Origin of the sequence: Microbacterium sp. SLBN-111, assembly GCF_049739645.1 — a bacterium.
GTDB lineage: Bacteria > Actinomycetota > Actinomycetes > Actinomycetales > Microbacteriaceae > Microbacterium.
Window position 1 is genome coordinate 2,457,525 of the sequence record NZ_JBMGQH010000001.1, and the last position, 18,676, is coordinate 2,476,200.

General features: G+C 70.4%; 16 protein-coding genes. 15 read left to right on the forward strand and 1 reads right to left on the reverse strand.

Annotated elements, in window-relative coordinates; genetic code table 11:
• Nucleotides 1–15: 15 nt before the first annotated feature.
• From RKD05_RS11360 to RKD05_RS11395, 8 genes are all read left to right on the forward strand, one after another.
• Nucleotides 16–1,173: a hypothetical protein gene (locus RKD05_RS11360; protein ID WP_424710112.1), complete on the forward strand. Its 1,158-nt coding sequence runs from the start codon at nucleotides 16–18 to the stop codon at nucleotides 1,171–1,173.
• Between the two features lie 29 nt (nucleotides 1,174–1,202).
• A complete protein-coding gene (locus RKD05_RS11365; RefSeq protein WP_424710114.1) occupies nucleotides 1,203–2,789 on the forward strand; it encodes a putative Ig domain-containing protein in 1,587 nt (528 codons plus the stop codon).
• Between the two features lie 169 nt (nucleotides 2,790–2,958).
• Entirely contained in the window at nucleotides 2,959–4,062 is a 1,104-nt protein-coding gene (locus tag RKD05_RS11370) for a hypothetical protein (RefSeq protein WP_424710115.1), read from the forward strand.
• Nucleotides 4,059–4,844, forward strand: coding sequence for a hypothetical protein (locus RKD05_RS11375; RefSeq protein ID WP_424710117.1), 786 nt, complete (start codon nucleotides 4,059–4,061; stop codon nucleotides 4,842–4,844). The genes RKD05_RS11370 and RKD05_RS11375 overlap by 4 nt, the downstream gene beginning before the upstream one ends.
• Nucleotides 4,841–5,806: a sortase gene (locus RKD05_RS11380; RefSeq protein WP_424710119.1), complete on the forward strand. Its 966-nt coding sequence runs from the start codon at nucleotides 4,841–4,843 to the stop codon at nucleotides 5,804–5,806. The genes RKD05_RS11375 and RKD05_RS11380 overlap by 4 nt, the downstream gene beginning before the upstream one ends.
• Nucleotides 5,807–6,276: 470 nt before the next feature.
• Nucleotides 6,277–7,050, forward strand: coding sequence for a phosphate ABC transporter ATP-binding protein (locus RKD05_RS11385; protein WP_424711827.1), 774 nt, complete (start codon nucleotides 6,277–6,279; stop codon nucleotides 7,048–7,050).
• A complete protein-coding gene (locus tag RKD05_RS11390; RefSeq protein ID WP_424710121.1) occupies nucleotides 7,047–8,744 on the forward strand; it encodes a phosphate ABC transporter substrate-binding protein PstS in 1,698 nt (565 codons plus the stop codon). Before RKD05_RS11385 ends, RKD05_RS11390 begins: the two co-directional genes overlap by 4 nt.
• Before the next feature lie 37 nt (nucleotides 8,745–8,781).
• Entirely contained in the window at nucleotides 8,782–9,603 is an 822-nt protein-coding gene (locus tag RKD05_RS11395) for a hypothetical protein (protein WP_424710123.1), read from the forward strand.
• A 44-nt stretch (nucleotides 9,604–9,647) separates the two neighbouring features.
• Here the strand turns inward: RKD05_RS11395 and RKD05_RS11400 are convergent, their stop codons facing one another.
• Nucleotides 9,648–11,045, reverse strand: a complete 1,398-nt coding sequence (locus RKD05_RS11400) for a threonine/serine ThrE exporter family protein (RefSeq protein WP_424710125.1) — start codon at nucleotides 11,043–11,045, stop codon at nucleotides 9,648–9,650.
• Nucleotides 11,046–11,217: 172 nt separating this feature from the next.
• On the opposite strand from RKD05_RS11400, the gene RKD05_RS11405 reads away from it, so the two are divergent.
• From RKD05_RS11405 to RKD05_RS11435, 7 genes are all read left to right on the forward strand, one after another.
• A complete protein-coding gene (locus tag RKD05_RS11405; protein ID WP_063256287.1) occupies nucleotides 11,218–12,504 on the forward strand; it encodes an aspartate kinase in 1,287 nt (428 codons plus the stop codon).
• A 223-nt stretch (nucleotides 12,505–12,727) separates the two neighbouring features.
• Nucleotides 12,728–13,798 (forward strand): aspartate-semialdehyde dehydrogenase, encoded by a 1,071-nt coding sequence (locus tag RKD05_RS11410; RefSeq protein WP_424710127.1) that lies wholly within the window; start codon nucleotides 12,728–12,730, stop codon nucleotides 13,796–13,798.
• A 103-nt stretch (nucleotides 13,799–13,901) separates the two neighbouring features.
• Nucleotides 13,902–15,374 (forward strand): malate:quinone oxidoreductase, encoded by a 1,473-nt coding sequence (locus RKD05_RS11415; protein WP_424710128.1) that lies wholly within the window; start codon nucleotides 13,902–13,904, stop codon nucleotides 15,372–15,374.
• Between the two features lie 7 nt (nucleotides 15,375–15,381).
• The gene (locus RKD05_RS11420) at nucleotides 15,382–15,987 is read left to right on the forward strand and encodes a thymidine kinase (protein ID WP_424710130.1); all 606 of its coding nucleotides are present in this window, start codon (nucleotides 15,382–15,384) and stop codon (nucleotides 15,985–15,987) included.
• Nucleotides 15,988–16,027: 40 nt separating this feature from the next.
• Nucleotides 16,028–17,056, forward strand: coding sequence for a UDP-glucose 4-epimerase GalE (gene galE / locus RKD05_RS11425; RefSeq protein ID WP_424710132.1), 1,029 nt, complete (start codon nucleotides 16,028–16,030; stop codon nucleotides 17,054–17,056).
• Between the two features lie 66 nt (nucleotides 17,057–17,122).
• Nucleotides 17,123–17,857 (forward strand): FadR/GntR family transcriptional regulator, encoded by a 735-nt coding sequence (locus tag RKD05_RS11430; RefSeq protein ID WP_424710133.1) that lies wholly within the window; start codon nucleotides 17,123–17,125, stop codon nucleotides 17,855–17,857.
• Nucleotides 17,854–18,675 carry a siderophore-interacting protein gene (locus tag RKD05_RS11435; RefSeq protein ID WP_424710135.1) on the forward strand — a complete coding sequence of 274 codons (822 nt, stop codon included), beginning with the start codon at nucleotides 17,854–17,856 and terminating at the stop codon, nucleotides 18,673–18,675. The genes RKD05_RS11430 and RKD05_RS11435 overlap by 4 nt, the downstream gene beginning before the upstream one ends.
• Nucleotide 18,676: the final 1 nt, after the last annotated feature.

Sequence of the window (18,676 nt, forward strand, 5' to 3'; positions counted from 1 at the left end):
GACAAGAAGGAAGAAATGAAACTCAAGCGATTCGCCGCCCTGGGAACGGCGCTCGGCGTTGCTCTCGCCGGAATCGGTGCGGCCACCGCGGCTCACGCCGACCCGGTGAGCGACGGCTACTCGATCGTCGGCTCGGACACGCTGCAGGACGCCGTCGCCGCGCTGGCGAACGGCACGTCCATCACCAACTCGTCCGTCAAGGTGACCGGTGCAGGCAAGGCGCTCGCCTCCTGGGACGCCTTCACCCTCGGTGTCTCGGGCGGTGTCGGAAAGATCCAGACCAAGCCCTTCGGCAAGATCTTCGACCGCCCGAACGGCTCCGGTGCCGGACGCAAGGCCCTCCTCGCGTCGATCGGTGGCCTCGACGGTCTCTCGTTCACCTACAACGGTGTGGACGTGAAGAACCAGGTCGACCTGTCCCGCAGCTCGTCGAAGGGCACCGCCGTGTCCGGCGGCGTGCTGACGTACGTCCCCTTCGGCCAGGACGCGATCAGCTTCCTCTACAAGGTCGGCTCGGGCTCGGACGCCTCCACCGCCGCGACGTGGATCTCCGACCTGGACAAGAACGAGCTCGCCTCGATCTACACCTCCTCGTCGTCGTCGCCCGTGACGGTCCCCGGCACGAGCTTCGTCGTCAAGCCGCTCTCGCTCCAGGCGAGCTCGGGCACGTGGACCACGTTCCTCAGCAAGATCGGCGTGAACTCCAGCACGCTCGGTTCGGGCGTCGTCGGCGGTGCCACCAACACCACCACGCCCGAGAACGACGGCACGGTCCTCGACCCCGCCGCGAACGAGGTGCAGATCATCCCCGTCTCGGCCGCGAACTACATCGGCCAGAGCAACGGCGCCGCGCGCATCAACACGATGAACGGTGTCTCGCTCGGTTCGATCGGTGGCGTCAACCCGACCACGGGTTCCGCTCCGAGCCTCACGCCCAACGCGACCTTCTACTCGGGCGAGTGGGGCCGCACGGTCTTCATCGTCGTTCCCACCGCGAAGATCTCCAGCGGTAACGCCGCCTACGACCAGGGTCTCGCCGCGCTGACCAACCCCGCGTCGTCGACGAGCCTCACCTACTGGGGCGCCTCGAACCTCCCCAGCACCACCAAGGCCGTGAAGATCAAGTTCGGCTTCGGCGCTCCGCAGGACTCCGCTTTCACCGCCAACAACTGAGCACTCAGAGAAACAGGGAAAGAACAACAATGGCCATCACCGCTCGGCGCCTCCGCGTCGGCATCGTCTCGGTTGCTGCTGCGGCCGCGCTCATCGTGACTCCGGCGCTGTCCGCCAGCGCCGCCGTCGTGCCCACCGTGGGCTCGACGCACCCCTTCTACCTGCTCGACCCCGAGCAGGCCAACCTCATCCCCGCGGGCACCGTGCTCACCTGGGACGACGACGTGCTCGGCGACCCCGAGCCCGGCGACCCGGACGCGAACGCCATGTTCGCGATCCCCTCCGGCGCCACCGCGGTGAAGACCTTCATCGCGCCGCGCGGCCAGGAGACCACCGAGGGATCGTGGAACGCCTACGGCGCCCTCGACCTGACGCCCGCCGGCATCCTGCTCCCGAACCTCAAGCCCAGCGGCAACACCAACGCGGGTCTGGGTTCGCCGTCGGGTAGCGGCGCGGTCGCCAACGCGGGTGGCGACTACTCGCTCGGCATCGCGTTCTTCAACGGCAACCAGATCATCGAGGCGGACTTCACGTTCATCACGGTGGTCGCCAACGCCAACCCGAGCAAGGCGACGTGGACGTTCGACGTTCCGTCGGTCTCGACCGCCCCGTCGATCACCACCACGGCGCTCAACGCCGCGACGGTCGGCACCGCGTTCTCGCAGACGCTGGCCGCTGACGGCACCTCGCCGATCACGTGGTCGGTCAAGTCGGGCACGGCGCTCCCCGCCGGTCTCGCGATCGACGCCTCCACGGGTGTCATCTCGGGCACGCCCACCACGGCCGGTGCCTACAACGTGACGATCGTCGCGACCAACACCGCCGGTTCCGCGGAGAAGGCCTTCTCGGGCACCGTCTCGGCTCCCGCGCCGACCGCCCCGACCAAGCCCGCGGGCTCGGACGCCAACCAGGTCACGATCGCCGCCCCCGCCAAGGGCGACACGACCGTCACCGTTCCGGCCGGTATCGCCAACGCCAACAAGACGCTGACGGCGTGGGCATGGTCCGACCCGACCAACCTCGGCAACGTCACCACCGACGCCAACGGCAACGCCGTGGTCGACATCACGAGCCTCCCCGCCGGTGACCACACCGTCGCCCTCACCCTCCCGGGTGACGGCACGTTCGCCGTCCAGGCGTGGGGCACGTTCACGAAGGTCTCCGCGGCCGGTGACACCCTCACCGACTCGGTCGACCTGACCGCCGCCGTGACCGCGAGCGACCTGTGGTCGCTCAACGCCGAGGCCACCAAGGTCGACTTCGGCAACGTCGCGCGCAACGCGAGCGTCACCAAGAAGCTCGGCAAGGTCACCGTCGTCGACGACCGCAACGTCCTCAAGGGCTGGAACCTCACCGCCTCCGTGAGCGACTTCAAGAACGCGGCCAACGACGTCATCCCCTCCACCGCCCTCACCGTGGCGCCCGGCTTCTACGCCGGCTACACCCCGGTTTCGGGCATCACCACCGGTACCGGCTCGCAGCTGGCCACCTCGTCGGCCGTCTCGACGCTCACCACCGGTGCGCTCTTCGACGCCGACCTCACCTTCCAGGCTCCGAAGGACGCCCAGACCGGTGAGTACACCTCGACCCTGACCGTCACCCTCACCTCCAAGTGAGCTGACGTCCGGATCATCCGGCAATAACCCGTGTGGGGGGACCGTAACCGGTCTCCCCACACGGTGCGTCCGGCCCCCGGGCCGCGACGACACAGCTCCGATCCCCTCGGATCAGCCCTCGTTCACCCGCGCGACATCCCTACGTCGCCGCTGTCTGCGGAGATATACCGTGCTCTCCTTCACCTCGCGACGCCGCCTCCCGGCTCTGGGCGTCGCCCTGCTCGCCCTGGCGGCGACGCTCGTGGTCCTGCCCCCCTCCGCTCCGGCGCGGGCGGATGACGCGGATGCCGCGAACCCCGCCACCGTCGGCGTGGCGACCCGTCCGGCGGGCGAGGACGGTCGACCCGACGGCCGCTCACGGTTCACCTACACGGCGGACCCGGGCCAGACGGTCAGCGACCGCGTCCTCGTCGGCAACACCGGCACGCAGCGCCAGGACTTCACGGTCTACGCCACGGACGCCTTCAACGGCGGCGACGGCGCCTTCTCGCTCCTGGCCACCGCCGACACCCCGACGTCGGTCGGTGCCTGGCTGCACTTCGAGGACGGCAGCGACCGAGTGAAGTTCTCGCTCGAGCCCAATGAGGTGCGGCTCCTGCCCTTCACCATCACCTTCCCCGCCGAGGCGACTCCCGGAGACCACGTCGGGGGACTCGTGGCCTCCGTCATCGAGCAGGGTCAGCAGGTCAGCGTGGACCGCCGTGTGGCCACCTCGATCTTCGCCCGCGTGTCGGGCGACCTGCAGCCCTCCCTGAGCATCACGAGCTACGACGCCTCGTACGAGGGCGACTGGTGGAACCCGTTCAGCGGGAGCGTCAAGCTGCACTACACCGTCACCAACCCCGGCAACGTCGCGCTCGCGGGCAACCTCACCTCGGGCGTGAACACGTGGTTCGGCATCCCCGCCACCGGCGTGCAGGGCGGCAGCATCCCGATCCTGCTCCCGGGCAACACCGCGACCTACGACTTCACCGTCGGCGGCGTCGGGCAGTGGCTCTTCCTCAACCCGTCCACGGTCCTGAATCCGTTCGTCGATTCCCCCGACAATGCGCAGCAGCTCATCGTCGCCCCGGTCCGGCGCGACGCCGTGACGTTCGCGGTGCCGTGGGTGCTGCTGATCCTGCTCGCGCTCGCGGCCGCGATCTTCCTGCTGCTGCGCTGGCGCCGTCGGCGTGACGAAGCGCGCGCGCAGGAGTGGGTCGACTACATGGAGCGCGCGACGGCCGCCGAAGCGGGAGGACTCGCCGGGGCCACGAGTACGGCGTCGTCGTGAGTCGACGCCGCACGATCGCGCTGCGAGTCGTCGTCGGTGTCTTCCTCGTCGTCGCCGCGGCCGGCGTGACCGCCCCGGCCGTCGCGTCCGACAGCCCGGAGGACGGCACCCCTCTCTCCGTGACGATCACCGACGGGTCGACGCCCACGCCCAGCGCGAGCCCCAGCGGCTCGACTCCGGGGGGAGCAGGCGGGAGTGGCGGGCAGGTCGGAGGTTCGAACGGCGGGTCGCGCCCGGGCGGCTCGGGGTCCGGCGGTGCCGGCGCGGGCGGCGCATCGGGAGGCGGCTCGACCACGCCCCAGACCACGCCGACCGGTGAGGTGAGCGTGGCGGGGATGCTCTACGTGGGCGGCCTGAACGGCAACACCTTCCCGTCCCTGAATCCCACCGACGGAACGGTCGACCTGTGGTTCACGGTGCGCAACGCGTCGACGTCCGTGGTCGACGCGAGCGCGCAGTTCTGGATCGACGGCGCGGTGTTCTCGAACCGGCTGGATACCGCGAGCGAGGTGCCGATCGCGGGCCTGCAGCCGGGGGAGACACGGGTCGTCTCCGCGTCGCTGCACGGTGCCGGTCAGTGGACTCTGGTTTCCGGCCATGTCACCCTGACCCCGCCGGGCACGGTGGACGGCACCGCGCTCACGCCCGTGACGCGCGACGGGCTGTTCCTGGTGTTCCCGTGGCTGATCCTCTCGCTCCTCGTCGTCGCGGTCGTCGCCTGGGCCATCGTGCGCGTCGTCCGCGACGCCCTGCCGCCGGTCCCCGAGGCGGTGACGACATGACGCTGTACGACGAACGCGTCGGCGCGGCATCCGTCCCCTCCGCCCAGGGGGTGCCTCCGCGCCCGCCGAAGCCTCCGCGTCGCCCGCCGCGGCGGCGCCCGCAGTACGCGCCCCTGACTCCCGTCCAGGTGTTCGTGCGCGGGATGCTGGTGTCGGTCTCGGTGCTCATCCTGGTCTTCCTCGGGAACCTGCTGCTGGTCAGCCACATCACCCATTTCGCCTCGCAGCAGGAGTTGCGCGACACGTATCGGGCGCAGCTGGCGGCGGGCACCGCCCCCGTCAGCGAGGGCGATTTCGAAGACCACCTGCTCGCCGACGGCGCACCGGTCGCCATGCTGTCGATCCCGCAGCTCGGTGTCGACGAGGTGGTGTCCGAGGGCACGACGTCCGGCACCCTCATGCAGGGACCGGGGCACCGCCGCGACACCGTCCTCCCCGGGCAGGCGGGCGTGAGCGTCATCATGGGGCGGACCGCGGCGTTCGGCGGACCGTTCGGCAGAATCCAGACCCTCCAGCCGGGGGAGACGTTCACGGTCCGCACCGGCCAGGGGGAGCAGACGTTCGAGGTGCTCGGCGTCCGCTACGCGGGCGATCCGACTCCGCCCGCGCCGGTGCGCGGCGAGAGCCGACTCATCCTCATGGCCGCGCGCGGCGCCCCGTACCTGCCCACCGGTGTCGTCTACGTGGATGCCAAGTCCACCGGTGCCGCACTCGCGGCCGGTGCCCGTCAGACCACGTCCATGGGACTGCCGCCGCAGGCCACGGCCATGGCGACGGACATGACCACGGTGTGGGCGCTGGTGTTCGCCCTCCAGTTCCTCGTCGTCGCCGAGTTCCTGGCGGTGTGGGCCTACCGTCGCGTCGGGTGGCAGAAGACGTGGATCGTCTTCGCCCCCGTCCTCCTGCTGGCGAGCGTCTTCGTCTCCGACCAGCTCATCCGCCTCCTCCCGAACCTCCTGTGACCCGAAAGCCGAACATGACCGATCGCCGCGATCCCGAACTCGAGGGTGTTTCGCCCGCTCCGGCCGAGGAATCCGCCGACCCCTACATGACCGACGTCATGAGCGTGGGCGACGCGAGCGTCCTGCGGGACGCCGAGGCGGCGCCCGTGACGACCGCCGAGCCGGTTCCGGATGCCACCCGCGCGGCGCTCGGCATCTCGCACCGCCGCGCTCGTCGGGGTGCGCTGTTCGGCCGCCGCGGCGCCGAGGTCCCGACGGCGGGGGCGGACGACGTCACGAGCGTGATCGCGACGCCGAGTGCGCCGGACTTCCCGCCGCCGACCACGCCGCCCGTCTACGCCACCTCGTCGGCGGGGTACGCCGTTCCCGCCGCGTCCGTGCGCGCCTCGTCCGTCTCGCTCCTCGGCGGCGCGTCGGCCACGGCCGAACGCCTCGCCGAGGCCGAGCGCATCGCGGCTCGACAGGAGGAGCTGTCCGAACTCGACGCGCGGTCGATCTCCGCGTGGTTCGGCGACCACCAGGTGCTCCTGGACGTCTCGCTCACGATGCCGGCCGGCCAGGTCACCGCCCTCATCGGCCCCTCGGGCTGTGGCAAGTCCACGTTCCTGCGCATCCTCAACCGCATGCACGAGCTCGTGCCGTCGGCATCCCTCGCCGGGGAGGTGCGCCTCGACGGCGACGACATCTACGATTCGAGCCACCGCCTCATCGACGCGCGCAAGGACATCGGGATGGTGTTCCAGAAGCCGAACCCGTTCCCGGCCATGTCGATCTACGACAACGTCATCGCGGGGTTGAAGCTCACCGGCATGCGCGCGTCCCGCGACGAGAAGGACCACCTCGTCGAGACGTCGCTGCAGAGCGCCGGCCTGTGGAAAGAGGTCAAGGACCGTCTCCGGGCGCCTGGCGGAGGGCTCTCCGGCGGTCAGCAGCAGCGTCTGTGCATCGCGCGGTCGCTCGCGATCAAGCCCAAGGTGCTGCTCATGGACGAGCCGTGCTCCGCGCTCGACCCGACCTCCACGCGTGTCATCGAGGAGACCATGGGGGAGTTGCAGAAGGAGCTGACGATCGTCATCGTCACGCACAACATGCAGCAGGCGCAGCGTGTCTCGCAGCAGTGCGCGTTCTTCCTGGCATCCCAGGGTCAGCCCGGCCACATCGTCGAGCACGGTGACACGGAGGCGATGTTCGACTCGCCCATCGACCCGCGCACCTACGACTACGTGAACGGCCGCTTCGGATGATCCGCGGGGCGCGTCGCTCGCTCGCTCTGGCTGCGGTGGTCGTGGCCGCCCTGGCCGTACCCGTGCCCGTCCAGGCGGCCGAGGCGTTCCCCTCGATCTCCGGATCGGGTTCGACGTGGAGCCAGACCGGCCTGGATGCGTGGCGACGAGACGTCGCCCGGAACCTCGGATTGACCGTGAACTACTCCGGCACCGGTTCCTCGGCCGGGCGGGCGGACTTCATCGCCCAGACGGTCGACTTCGCGATGAGCGACATCCCGTTCCCGACCGAGGCGACGGAGGAGAATCCCGTCCCGGAGACGGGGATGCCGCCGTACGAGTACCTGCCGATGCTCGGCGGCGGCACGGCGCTCGCGTACAACCTGTGGGTCGACGGCCACCCGGTGACCGATCTGCGTCTCTCCGGCGCCGTCGTCGCCAAGATCTTCGCCGGGGTGATCACCCGGTGGAACGACCCTGCGATTCAGACGGACAACCCGGCGTTGACCTTGCCCGACCAGGCGATCACGCCGGTCGTGCGAGCGGACGGCTCCGGGTCGAGTGCGCAGCTGACCGGGTGGATGGCCGACCGCTATCCGAGCATCTGGACCTACGGACAGCGCTCGCTCTTCCCGCGCATCAGCGATTCGTTCCGGGCGCAGAACGGCTCGCTCGGCGTCGCCGGATACGTCTCGCAGGACTACGGTCGAGGCGCCATCACCTATGTCGAGGCGTCCTACGCGTGGAAGTCGGGTCTCCCGGTCGCGAAAGTGCTCAACGACGCCGGGTTCTACGTCGCGCCGACTCCCACCGCGGCGTCGATCGCGCTCCTGGCGGCAACGCCGGGCTCGGACGGAACCCTCGATCTGCGCCGCGTGCATCGCAGCGCCGACCCCCGCGCCTACCCGATCTCGTCGGTGTCGTACCTGATCGCCCCGACCGCGACCAACCGGATCTTCACCGCCGACAAGGGCCGCACCCTCTCCCGGTTCATCGAGTACGCGGCCTGCGAAGGGCAGCAGGAGCTGCCGGGCCTCGGGTACGGCGCCCTGCCGCTCCCGCTCGCCCAGGTCGTGGCGGATCGGGTCTCGCGGATCCCGGGCTCGTCCGGCCCGATCGACCTGAGCGGATGCCATAACCCGACGTTCGCGCCCGGTGACACCGCATCCGACAACGTCCTCCTCCGCACCGCGCCGATGCCTCCCGAGAGCGATCGCTACCCGGGAACGGCGCCGCGACCGGACGAGGTCGACGGCGAGAATCTCTCCGCCACGGTCACGGCATCCGATCTGTTCCAGCTCACCGCGCCGACCTCGACGTCGATCGACTTCGGCGACCTCGGTCGCGGGGGCGCCGAGGTCGCGCGAGCCCTCGGGCGATTCAGCGTCGTCGACGACCGCGCCCGCCTGGGCGGTTGGACGATGCAGGTCTCGGTCAGCGACTTCGTGGGGAGCACGGATCCGACGCTCCGGTTCTCATCGGCCTCGCTGGGCATCGCCCCGCGCGAGGTCGAGCACCAGGACGGCGTGACGGTGGGCGCGCCGCAGGAAGCGGGCACGGCCGTCTACCCGATGGTGCTCGCCACGGGGGAGCCGAGCACGAGCACGACTCTCGCCGGTGTCGCTTTCGACGCCGACCTGACCCTGCGGATCCCTCGGGATGCCACCGTGGGCGACTACCGCTCGACGGTGACGCTCACGTTGATCGGACGCTGACCCCGGACCACGGACGCAGGGGAGAAGGCACGGCACCATGACTCAGCTCGACGATCGTACGGACGTGCTGCCCCCGGCACCGCACGCCGAGCACCCCGAACCCGCCCGACCGCGCGGAGGCTGGCGTCTCGTCGTGATCGCCGGTCTCGTGGTCGTCCTGTTGGCGACCCTCGGGGCGATCGCGGAGACGGTCTCTCGCGCGGAAGCCGAGCGGACCGTCGCCGAGCAGGTGCGGAACAAACTCGGCATCGCCGACAGCGACCGCGTCCAGGTCGATATCGCGGGATCGGTCCTTCTGCAGGAGCTCGTCGGGCGGTTCGAGAGCGTCGGCGTCACGGTCTACAGCTTCCCGGCCGGACGGGCCAACGCGGATCTGACTCTCATTGCGGCGGCGAGCAGGCAGATCGACGGCACATGGACGGAGGACCGGGTCTCCGGGGCGCTCACCCTCTCCGCCGCCCAGGCCACCGCGCTGTTCCTCCCGACCGAGCTCCAGGGCAGGATGCGACTCGGCTTCTCCGGTGGCGATGTGGTCATCGGAACGTCCGTGCCGGTCGGGACGGGTGCTCACACCGTGAGCGTCGCCGCGACACCGCGGTTCGAGAACGGACGGCTCACCTCCTCGCCCGCCTCCGTCACGATCGACGACAAGACGCTCTCGTCCGAGGAGGTGGCCGCGCTGACGGGCGTCGACCTCTCGACGATGCAGCCCGCTCCGGTCTGTCTCGCGGAGGTGATTCCGCGCGCGCTGCACCTCAACGACGTGCGCATCGCCGACGATCGGCTGCAGATGATCTTCGACGTCGACCTGCCCTCCGCCGAGACCGCCGAGGGACGCGAGCCCGGCTCCTGCCCCTGAGTCTCGATCCGCTGCGCCCCCGAGGCGGGCACCCGTGCAGCGCCCTAACGCCGTGCCCGCGCCCGGGACCGGACGACGCTCGACAGCGTCGCGCGCACCGGCTGTCCCAGATAGATGCCGAGCGACGCGCCGACGGCGAGGGCGATGCCGATCGTTGCGGCACCCGCGAGCGTCGTGACACCGGTCATGAGCACGGCCGCGTCGTCGCCGGACTCGACGATGCCGAGCAGCCCCCGGAAGACGGCCGCGCCGGGGACCATCGGGAGGATCGCCGCGGTCGTGACGGCCACCGACGGCACGTGCAGGCGGTACGCCACCACCATGCCGAGGAAGCTGCCCAGGAACGCCCCGACGCCACTGGCCGCGGCGACCTCGAACCCGACCGCCGAGGCCCCGGTGTAGCCGACCCAGGCGACCACGCTGAGCCCGGCGCTGACGAGGACGATCCGCGCCCCGGCGCCGTTGGAGATCGCGACGGCGACGGCGATGACCGCCGCCCCGACGAACTGCAGCGGAAGGGGACCGAGCGGCAGAGCCATCGACGGCGGTGACATCGCGAGCCCGAGCATCCGCACGGTCTCCAGCCCCGCGAGGATGCCGAGCACCGCGCCGAGCGTCTGCGTCGTGAGCTCCAGGATCCGACCCGTCGCGGTGAGCGCGAAGCCGTCGATGGCATCCTGGGCGGCCCCGACGACCGCCAGGCCCGCGAGCATCAGGACGATCCCGGATGCCACGATGAGGGAGGGACGTACCGCCTGGGCGGCGTCGAGTCCGGTGTCCCGCAGCAGCGGAGACAGCGCCGCGACCACGGTGATGACGAAGCCACCGGCGATCTGCGCGAAGAAGTAAGGCACCCGCGCGCGAGCCAGCGCGTGCTGGGTGGTCGCGGCGAGCGCGGCGGCCACGAACGACAGCAGCAGGGCGAGCCAGTTCGCGCCGTACATGATCGCGACGCCGAGGGCGAGTGTCGCCTGCGCGACGACGACGGCCGTCGCGCGATACCGGAACGGCAGGCGTCGGATCGCGCGGCAGCGTGCGATGGCGGCATCCAGTTCGAGTCCGTCGATGATCTCGCCCACGAGCGCCTGCAGGCGCTGCAGCTTCGCGTGGTCGGGCGCCGCGCCGCGCACCACGCGCAGCAGCGTGGTCGGATGGGCCGCCCCGGGGAGGCTGTGCGCGACCGTGATCGAGTTGTAGGTGACGTCGACGTGCACCGGGTCCAGCCCGTACGCGCGGCTCACCCGCACGATCGTGGCGGTCACGTCGCTCGCGGACGCGCCCACGACGAGCATCGTCTCGCCGATGCGGATCGCGAGATCGAGGATGCGGGTGGCCCGCGTCTCGTCGATCACGGCGATGAGCTGGGTCTCGGGGGCGAGGGCGTCTTCGGCGTGGACGAGGCGACGCAACGACGTCAGCCATCGAGCGGAGGTGGGGGGCATCCGGATCGCTCTCGGGGGAGGGGGAACGCCACGATCCTATCCGCGGGGCTCGTGCGCTCGCCCGCATGACGTCGGCGGCATGCGCCCGCCTCTAGAATGATCCTTCGGGCGTGGTATCCGAGCGCCCCGTCGTGGCATCCCGACGCCCGTCCCTCCCCGGGAGTTCCCTCTTATGGCGCTGATCGTCCAGAAGTACGGCGGTTCGTCCGTCGCCGACGCCGAGAGCATCAAGCGCGTCGCCAAGCGGATCGTCGACACGCGCCGCGCCGGTCACGAGGTCGTCGTCGCGGTCAGCGCGATGGGCGACACCACCGACGAACTCCTCGACCTCGCGGGTCAGGTCGCCCCGATCCCCGCGCCGCGCGAGCTGGACATGCTGCTCTCCAGCGGCGAGCGCATCTCGATGGCGCTGCTCGCCATGGCGATCCACTCGATGGGCTTCGAGGCGCGCTCGTTCACCGGCAGCCAGGCCGGCATGATCACGGATGCCACGCACGGCGCCGCGCGCATCGTCGACGTCACTCCGGTGCGCCTGCGCGAAGCGCTCGACGAGGGCGCGATCGTCATCGTCGCGGGCTTCCAGGGCTTCAACCGCGACACCCGCGACATCACGACCCTCGGTCGCGGCGGCTCCGACACGACGGCCGTGGCGCTCGCCGCGGCGTTGAACGCCGACGTGTGCGAGATCTACAGCGACGTCGACGGCATCTTCACCGCCGACCCGCGCGTCGTGCCGCTCGCGCGCAAGCTCGACCGTGTCTCCAGCGAAGAGATGCTGGAGCTCGCCGCCAACGGCGCCAAGGTCCTCTACATCCGCGCGGTCGAGTACGCCCGCCGCCACGGCGTCCTCATCCACGCCCGATCCACGTTCAGCTCGGGCGAGGGCACGTGGGTGCTCGACGCTTCGAAGAAGTCCCCGCTCGTCCCCGAGGGAGCCACCATGGAAGAGCCCATCGTCGCCGGCGTCGCCACCGACCTCAGCCAGGCGAAGATCACCGTCATCGGCGTCCCCGACGTCCCGGGCAAGGCCGCCGACATCTTCAAGATCGTCGCGAAGTCCGGCGCCAACGTCGACATGATCGTGCAGAACGTCTCCGCCGCCGCGACCGGCCGCACCGACATCTCCTTCACGCTTCCCAAGACCGATGCCGCGACCGCCCTGAAGGCGCTCGCCGGTGAGCAGTCCGAGGTCGGGTTCGAGAGCCTCGTGCACGACGACCAGATCGGCAAGCTCTCGGTCGTCGGTGCGGGCATGCGCACGCACTCCGGCGTCTCCGCCACCCTGTTCGAGGCGCTGAGCCTCGCGGGCGTGAACATCGAGATGATCTCGACGTCCGAGATCCGCATCTCGGTCGTCGTCCGCGGCGTCGACCTCGCGGAGGCAGCGCGTCTGGTGCACACGGCGTTCGGCCTCGACAGCGACATCGAGGCGACGGTCCACGCCGGCACCGGCCGCTGACCCGCGGGCCCGGCCCCGCACCGGTCCCCGCGCCCCGCGGACACAACGAAGGAAATCCGGCCGCCCGGGAGAGACCGACGGCGTATTTCCGCCGATCTGCGGAGCGGGAGCGACAGTTCTCCTTCGTTGTGTCGCCACCGTCCTCCGGGCAGTGCTACGCGCGCTACCCTGTCCCGAACGCCGTCGTCTCGGCATCCATCACCCGAACCACCGAGGTACTCGCATGACCCGCATCTCCGATTCCGGAATCTCGATCGCCGTCGTCGGCGCCACCGGCCAGGTCGGCTCCGTCATGCTGGAGATCCTCGCCGAGCGTTCGTTCCCGATTCGTGAGCTGCGCCTGTTCGCCACGGCTCGCTCCGCGGGCACCTCGCTCGATTTCGGCGGCCACTCGGTGATCGTGGAAGACGTCGCGACGGCCGACCCCGCGGGCATCGACGTCGCCCTGTTCTCGGCCGGTGCCACTGGCTCGCGCGCGCACGCCCCGCGCTTCGCCGAGGCCGGCGCGCTCGTCATCGACAACTCCAGCGCGTGGCGTATGGACCCCGAGGTCCCGCTCGTCGTGAGCGAGGTCAACCCGCACGCGATCGCCCAGGCGCAGAAGGGCATCGTCGCCAACCCGAACTGCACCACGATGGCCGCGATGCCGGTCCTCAAGGTCCTCGACGCCGAGGCCGGCCTCGAGCGCCTCATCGTGAGCACGTATCAGGCGGTCTCGGGCTCCGGTCTCGCCGGCGCCCAGGAGCTCCTCGGACAGGTCGAGGGCGTCCTCGCGCAGGGCGACGTCGAGCGCCTCGTGCGCGACGGCTCCGCGCTCGACTTCCCCCATCCGGAGAAGTACGTCGCCCCCATCGCGTTCGACGTCATCCCGTTCGCCGGCAACCTCGTCGACGACGGCCTCAACGAGACCGACGAAGAGAAGAAGCTCCGGAACGAGAGCCGCAAGATCCTCGAGCTGCCCGACCTCCGCGTCGCGGGCACGTGCGTGCGCGTCCCCGTCTTCACCGGTCACTCGCTGAGCATCAACGCCGAGTTCGCGCGCGACATCACGCCCGAGCGTGCGCGCGAGCTGCTCGCCGACGCCCCCGGCGTGCGCCTCGAGGAGGTCCCGACGCCGCTCCAGGCCGCCGGCACCGACCCCAGCTACGTCGGCCGCATCCGCGCCGACCAGTCCGCCCCCGAGGGCAAGGGCCTCGTGCTGTTCATCAGTAACGACAACCTGCGCAAGGGCGCCGCGCTCAACGCCGTGCAGATCGCCGAGCTCGTCGCGCAGGAGCTGTCCGCGCGCGCCTGAGCACGTGGCATCCGGGATGCCATAAGCGCGGGGTTGTCTCGATATCGAACCGTCGAATCTCTCGATGTCGAGACACCTCGCAGCCCGCACCTAGAATCGACGGGTGACCGAAAACGTCGACGTTCTCCTCATCGGAGGCGGCATCATGTCCGCCACTCTCGGCACGATGCTGAAGGATCTTCAGCCCGATCTGAAGATCGCGGTCCTCGAGCGACTGAGCGACGTGGCGCAGGAGAGCTCCAATGCCTGGAACAACGCGGGCACCGGTCACGCGGCACTGTGCGAGCTGAACTACATGCCCGACAACCCCGACGGTGATCTCGACCCGTCGAAGGCCGTCGCGATCAACGAGCAGTTCCAGCAGAGCCGGCAGTTCTGGGCGTCGCTGGTAGCGGAGGGCGTCCTCGACGAGCCGTCGACCTTCATCAACCCGACCCCGCACATGACGTTCGTCCGCGGTGAGAAGGATGTCGCGTACCTCCGCAAGCGGTACGAGGTGCTCAAGCAGCAGCCGCTGTTCGCGGGCATCGAGTACAGCGAGGACTCCCGGGTCATCAACCAATGGGCGCCGCTGCTCATGCAGAAGCGTCGGAAGGGCGAGCCGTTCGCGGCCACCCGCGTGCCCGCCGGCACCGACGTGGACTTCGGTTCGCTGACGCGCCAGCTCTTCGCCGGGCTGCGCGAGAAGGGCGTCGAGGTCGTCACCAATCACGAGGTCAAGAAGCTCAAGAAGCTGAAGGACGGCCGCTGGCAGGTCGCGTACCGCCACACCATCGGCGGCACCCCGGGCACCATCACCGCGAAGTTCGTCTTCGTCGGTGCCGGTGGCTGGGCGCTCAAGCTCCTGCAGCGCTCGCGCATCGACGAGATCAAGGGCTACGGCGTCTTCCCCATCGGCGGACAGTGGCTCAAGACCTCCAACCCCGCGATCGTCGCGCAGCACAAGGCCAAGGTCTACTCGCAGGCCTCGGTGGGTGCGCCCCCGATGTCGGTGCCGCACCTCGACACCCGTGTCGTCGACGGCGAGACCTCGCTGCTCTTCGGACCGTTCGCGACCTTCAGCCCGAAGTTCCTCAAGAACGGCTCGATGCTCGACATCGTCACCCAGGTGCGCCCGCACAACATCTTCCCGATGTTGAAGGTCGCGATCGACAACCCGAGCCTGTTGAAGTACCTCATCAGCGAGCTGCTCAAGAGCCACGCGAAGAAGGTCGACAGCCTGCGCGAGTTCATGCCCACGGCCAAGGCCGAGGACTGGGAGCTGCTCGACGCCGGCCAGCGCGCGCAGGTCATGAAGCGCGATAAGGACAAGGGCGGCGTGCTGCAGTTCGGCACCGAGGTCGTGACCTCGGCCGACCACTCCATCGCGGGCCTCCTCGGCGCCTCGCCGGGCGCCTCGACGGCCGTGTCGATCATGCTCGGGCTGATCAAGACCTGCTTCCCCGAGCGCATGCCCGAGTGGGAGCCGCGTCTGCGCCAGCTCATCCCGAGCTACGGCGAGACGCTGAACACGCGTCCCGACGCGGCACGCGCCGAACTGGATGCCACGGCCCAGGCGCTCGCGATCAACGCCTGAGGCGTCCATGGCGAAGCTGTACTTCCGCTACGGGGCGATGAACTCCGGCAAGTCGACGGCGCTGCTGCAGGCCGCGTACAACTACGAGGAGCGCGGGCAGCGGGTCCTGCTGGCCAAGCCCGAGATCGACACCAAGGGCGCCGACCAGATCGACAGCCGGCTGGGTGTCACCCGCCCGGTCGACTTCCTCGTCGGACCCGGGGACGACCTCCGCGCCGCCTTCCACGTGGCCGCGGGCAAGGCGCCCGTCGCGTGCCTGCTCGTCGACGAGGCGCAGTTCTTCACCGCCGGTCAGGTCGACGACCTCCTCCGCATCGCGGTGCTCGACGGCATCCCGGTCCTCGCGTACGGCATCCGCACCGATTTCCGCACCGAGGCCTTCCCCGGGTCGGCGCGGCTGCTCGAGATCGCGCACAGCCTCGAGGAGCTCAAGACCATCTGCCGGTGCGGCCGCAAGGCGATCTTCAACGCGCGGCTCGTGGGCGGACGCTTCGTCTTCGACGGCGACCAGGTGGCCATCGACGAAGCCCAGATCGCGGGCGAGGTGACGTACGAGTCGATGTGCGCCTCGTGCTACCTGCGCGAGTCCGGCGGGCGGCTCGACGGGCGCTGACGCGGCGAAGCGGAGCGGCCGCGGCCGATAGCCTGGATCCATGCGCGTACTTCTGGCCGGCGGTGCCGGCTACATCGGAGCCCACACGGCCGTCGCCCTCCTCGAGGCCGGTCATGACGTCGTCCTCCTCGACGACCTGTCCGGCACCCACGCGGTCGCCGCGGAGCGGGTCGAGCGGATCACCGGCAAGCCGGCACCGCTCGTCGTGGGGGATGCCGCCGACGACGCGGTCGTCACCGCCGTGTTCGACGAGTACGGTCCGATCGACGCGATCATCCACCTCGCCGCCTTCAAGGCCGTGGGGGAGTCCACGCAGAAGCCCCTGGAGTACTACTCCAACAACCTCGACACGACGTTCGCGCTGCTGCGCGTCGGCATCGCCCGTGGCATCCGCTCGTTCGTGTTCTCGAGCACGGGCACGGTGTACTCCGACCCCGCCGACCTGCCGTTCACCGAGGAGTCGACGACGAGCATCGACCTCTCGAACGCCTACAGCAAGTCCAAGCGCATGAACGAGGTCGTGCTCGCCGACGTGGCGCGCGTGAACCCGGACCTCAACGTCACGGTGCTGCGGTACTTCAACCCGGTCGGCGCGCACCCGTCCGGCCTGATCGGCGAGGACCCCGCCGGCATCCCGAACAACCTGATGCCGTTCGTCTCGCGGGTCGCGATCGGAACGCTCGACGAGATCGGTGTCTTCGGCGACGACTACGACACCCCCGACGGCACGGGCCTGCGCGACTACATCCACGTCGTCGACCTCGCCGAAGGCCACGTCATCGCGCTCGAGCAGGCGCAGCCGGGCCACCAGGTGTTCAACCTCGGCACCGGTCGTCCGGTCAGCGTGCTCGAACTGGTCGCGTCGTTCGAGAAGGCCGTCGGGCACGAGCTGCCCAAGAAGATCCTGGCGCGGCGACCCGGCGACGTCGCCGCGACCTACTGCGACCCCACCAAGGCTGCCGAGGTGCTCGGGTGGCGCACGCGCCTCACGATCGACGACGCGTGCCGCGACTACTGGAACTGGCAGACCCGGAACCCCGCGGGGTACGCAACCCCCGCGGACGCCTGATCCGGCGCGCGTACAGTGGTGTGGTCAGGCCACATCGCGGCGCCTGACGCGACGAAGGGGACGGGCGTGCCGGATTCCGAGCTGCGGGCATGGCAGGTCGTGCTCGAACGTATCGAGGGCGATCTTCGCGACGGGCGGCTCACGCCCGGTGACCGGCTCACCCCGGAGCGGGAACTCGCCGCTCAGCTCGGTGTGGGGCGCTCGAGCGTCCGTGAGGCCATCCGCGTGCTCGAGGTGCTCGGCGTGGTCCGCACCGCGACCGGCTCCGGCCCGTCGGCGGGCGCCATGATCGTGACGACCCCGCGGGGCGGTCTCGCGGCCTTCCTGCGGCTGCAGGTCGCCGCCAGCGGCTTCCCCCTCACCGACGTCGTCCGCACCCGCATCGTGCTGGAGGCCGACGTCGCCGAGACACTCGCCGGCTCCCACGCCGATCTCGCGGAGGTGAACGACATCCTGGATGCCATGGATGCCGACACCCTGCGACGCGACGAGTTCCTCGCCCTCGACGCCCGCTTCCATCAGGCGCTCGCCGAGGCGTCGGGCAACGCGGTCGTCGCGGCGATGATGGCGGGGCTCCGCAGCTCCATCGAATCGTACACGCAGTCGGGAGCGGCGCTCCTGGACGACTGGGAGGCGACCTCCGAGCGCCTCCGCGCCGAGCACCGGGCGATCGTCGCGGCGGTGGCGGAGGGGAACGCATCGACCGCACGCGACCGCATTCGGGCGCACATCGCGGGGTACTCCGCGCAGGTCGCCGAGGCGCTGGGCGCATCGGGCACGAGAGAGGCGGATGCCGCATGAACGAACGTCCCGCGCGGCCACCGCGCCCGCAGTACGTGCTCGAAGTCGTCGCGACGGAGCGGCTGACGCCCCACCTGGTGCGCTTGCGCGCGCGGGGCACCGATCTGACGGCGTTCCGCGAGAGCCCGTACACGGACCGCTACGTGAAGATCACGTTCGTCAAGCCGGAACTGGGCCTCGAGCCGCCGTACGACGTCGCGGCTCTCCGGGAGACCCTGGCCCCCGGAGACCTGCCCGTGACCCGCACGTACACCGTGCGTGCGGTCGAGGGGGACGAGCTCGCGATCGACTTCGTCGTCCACGGCGACGAGGGACTCGCGGGTCCCTGGGCGGCGGGAGCGCGGCCGGGGGAGCGGCTCGTGGTCAGCTCGCCCGGTGGCGGATATGCTCCCGACCCCTCGGCATCCTGGCACCTGTTCGCGGGGGACGAGTCGGCGCTCCCGGCGATCGCGGCGGGGCTCGACGCCCTCGCCCCCGACGCGCGCGGTGTCGCCTTCGTCGAGGTTGCGGGGGCGGACGACGAGCTGGCCCTGCGGGCGCCCGCGGGAGTCGAGCTCGTGTGGCTGCACCGCGGCGAGGCGCCCGCGGGGACGACGGCGCTGCTCGCAGACGCGGTCGCGGCGTGGACCGTGCCCGACGGGCGGGGCCAGGTGTTCGCGCACGGGGAGCGCGAGGCGATGAAGGCGCTGCGCGAGGTGTTCTTCCGCGTGTGGGGCCTGGAGCGGGCCCAGGTGTCGCTGTCCGGCTACTGGGCCTACGGCCGCACCGAGGATCGATTCCAGGCCGAGAAGCGCGAACCCATCGGCCAGATCCTCTGAC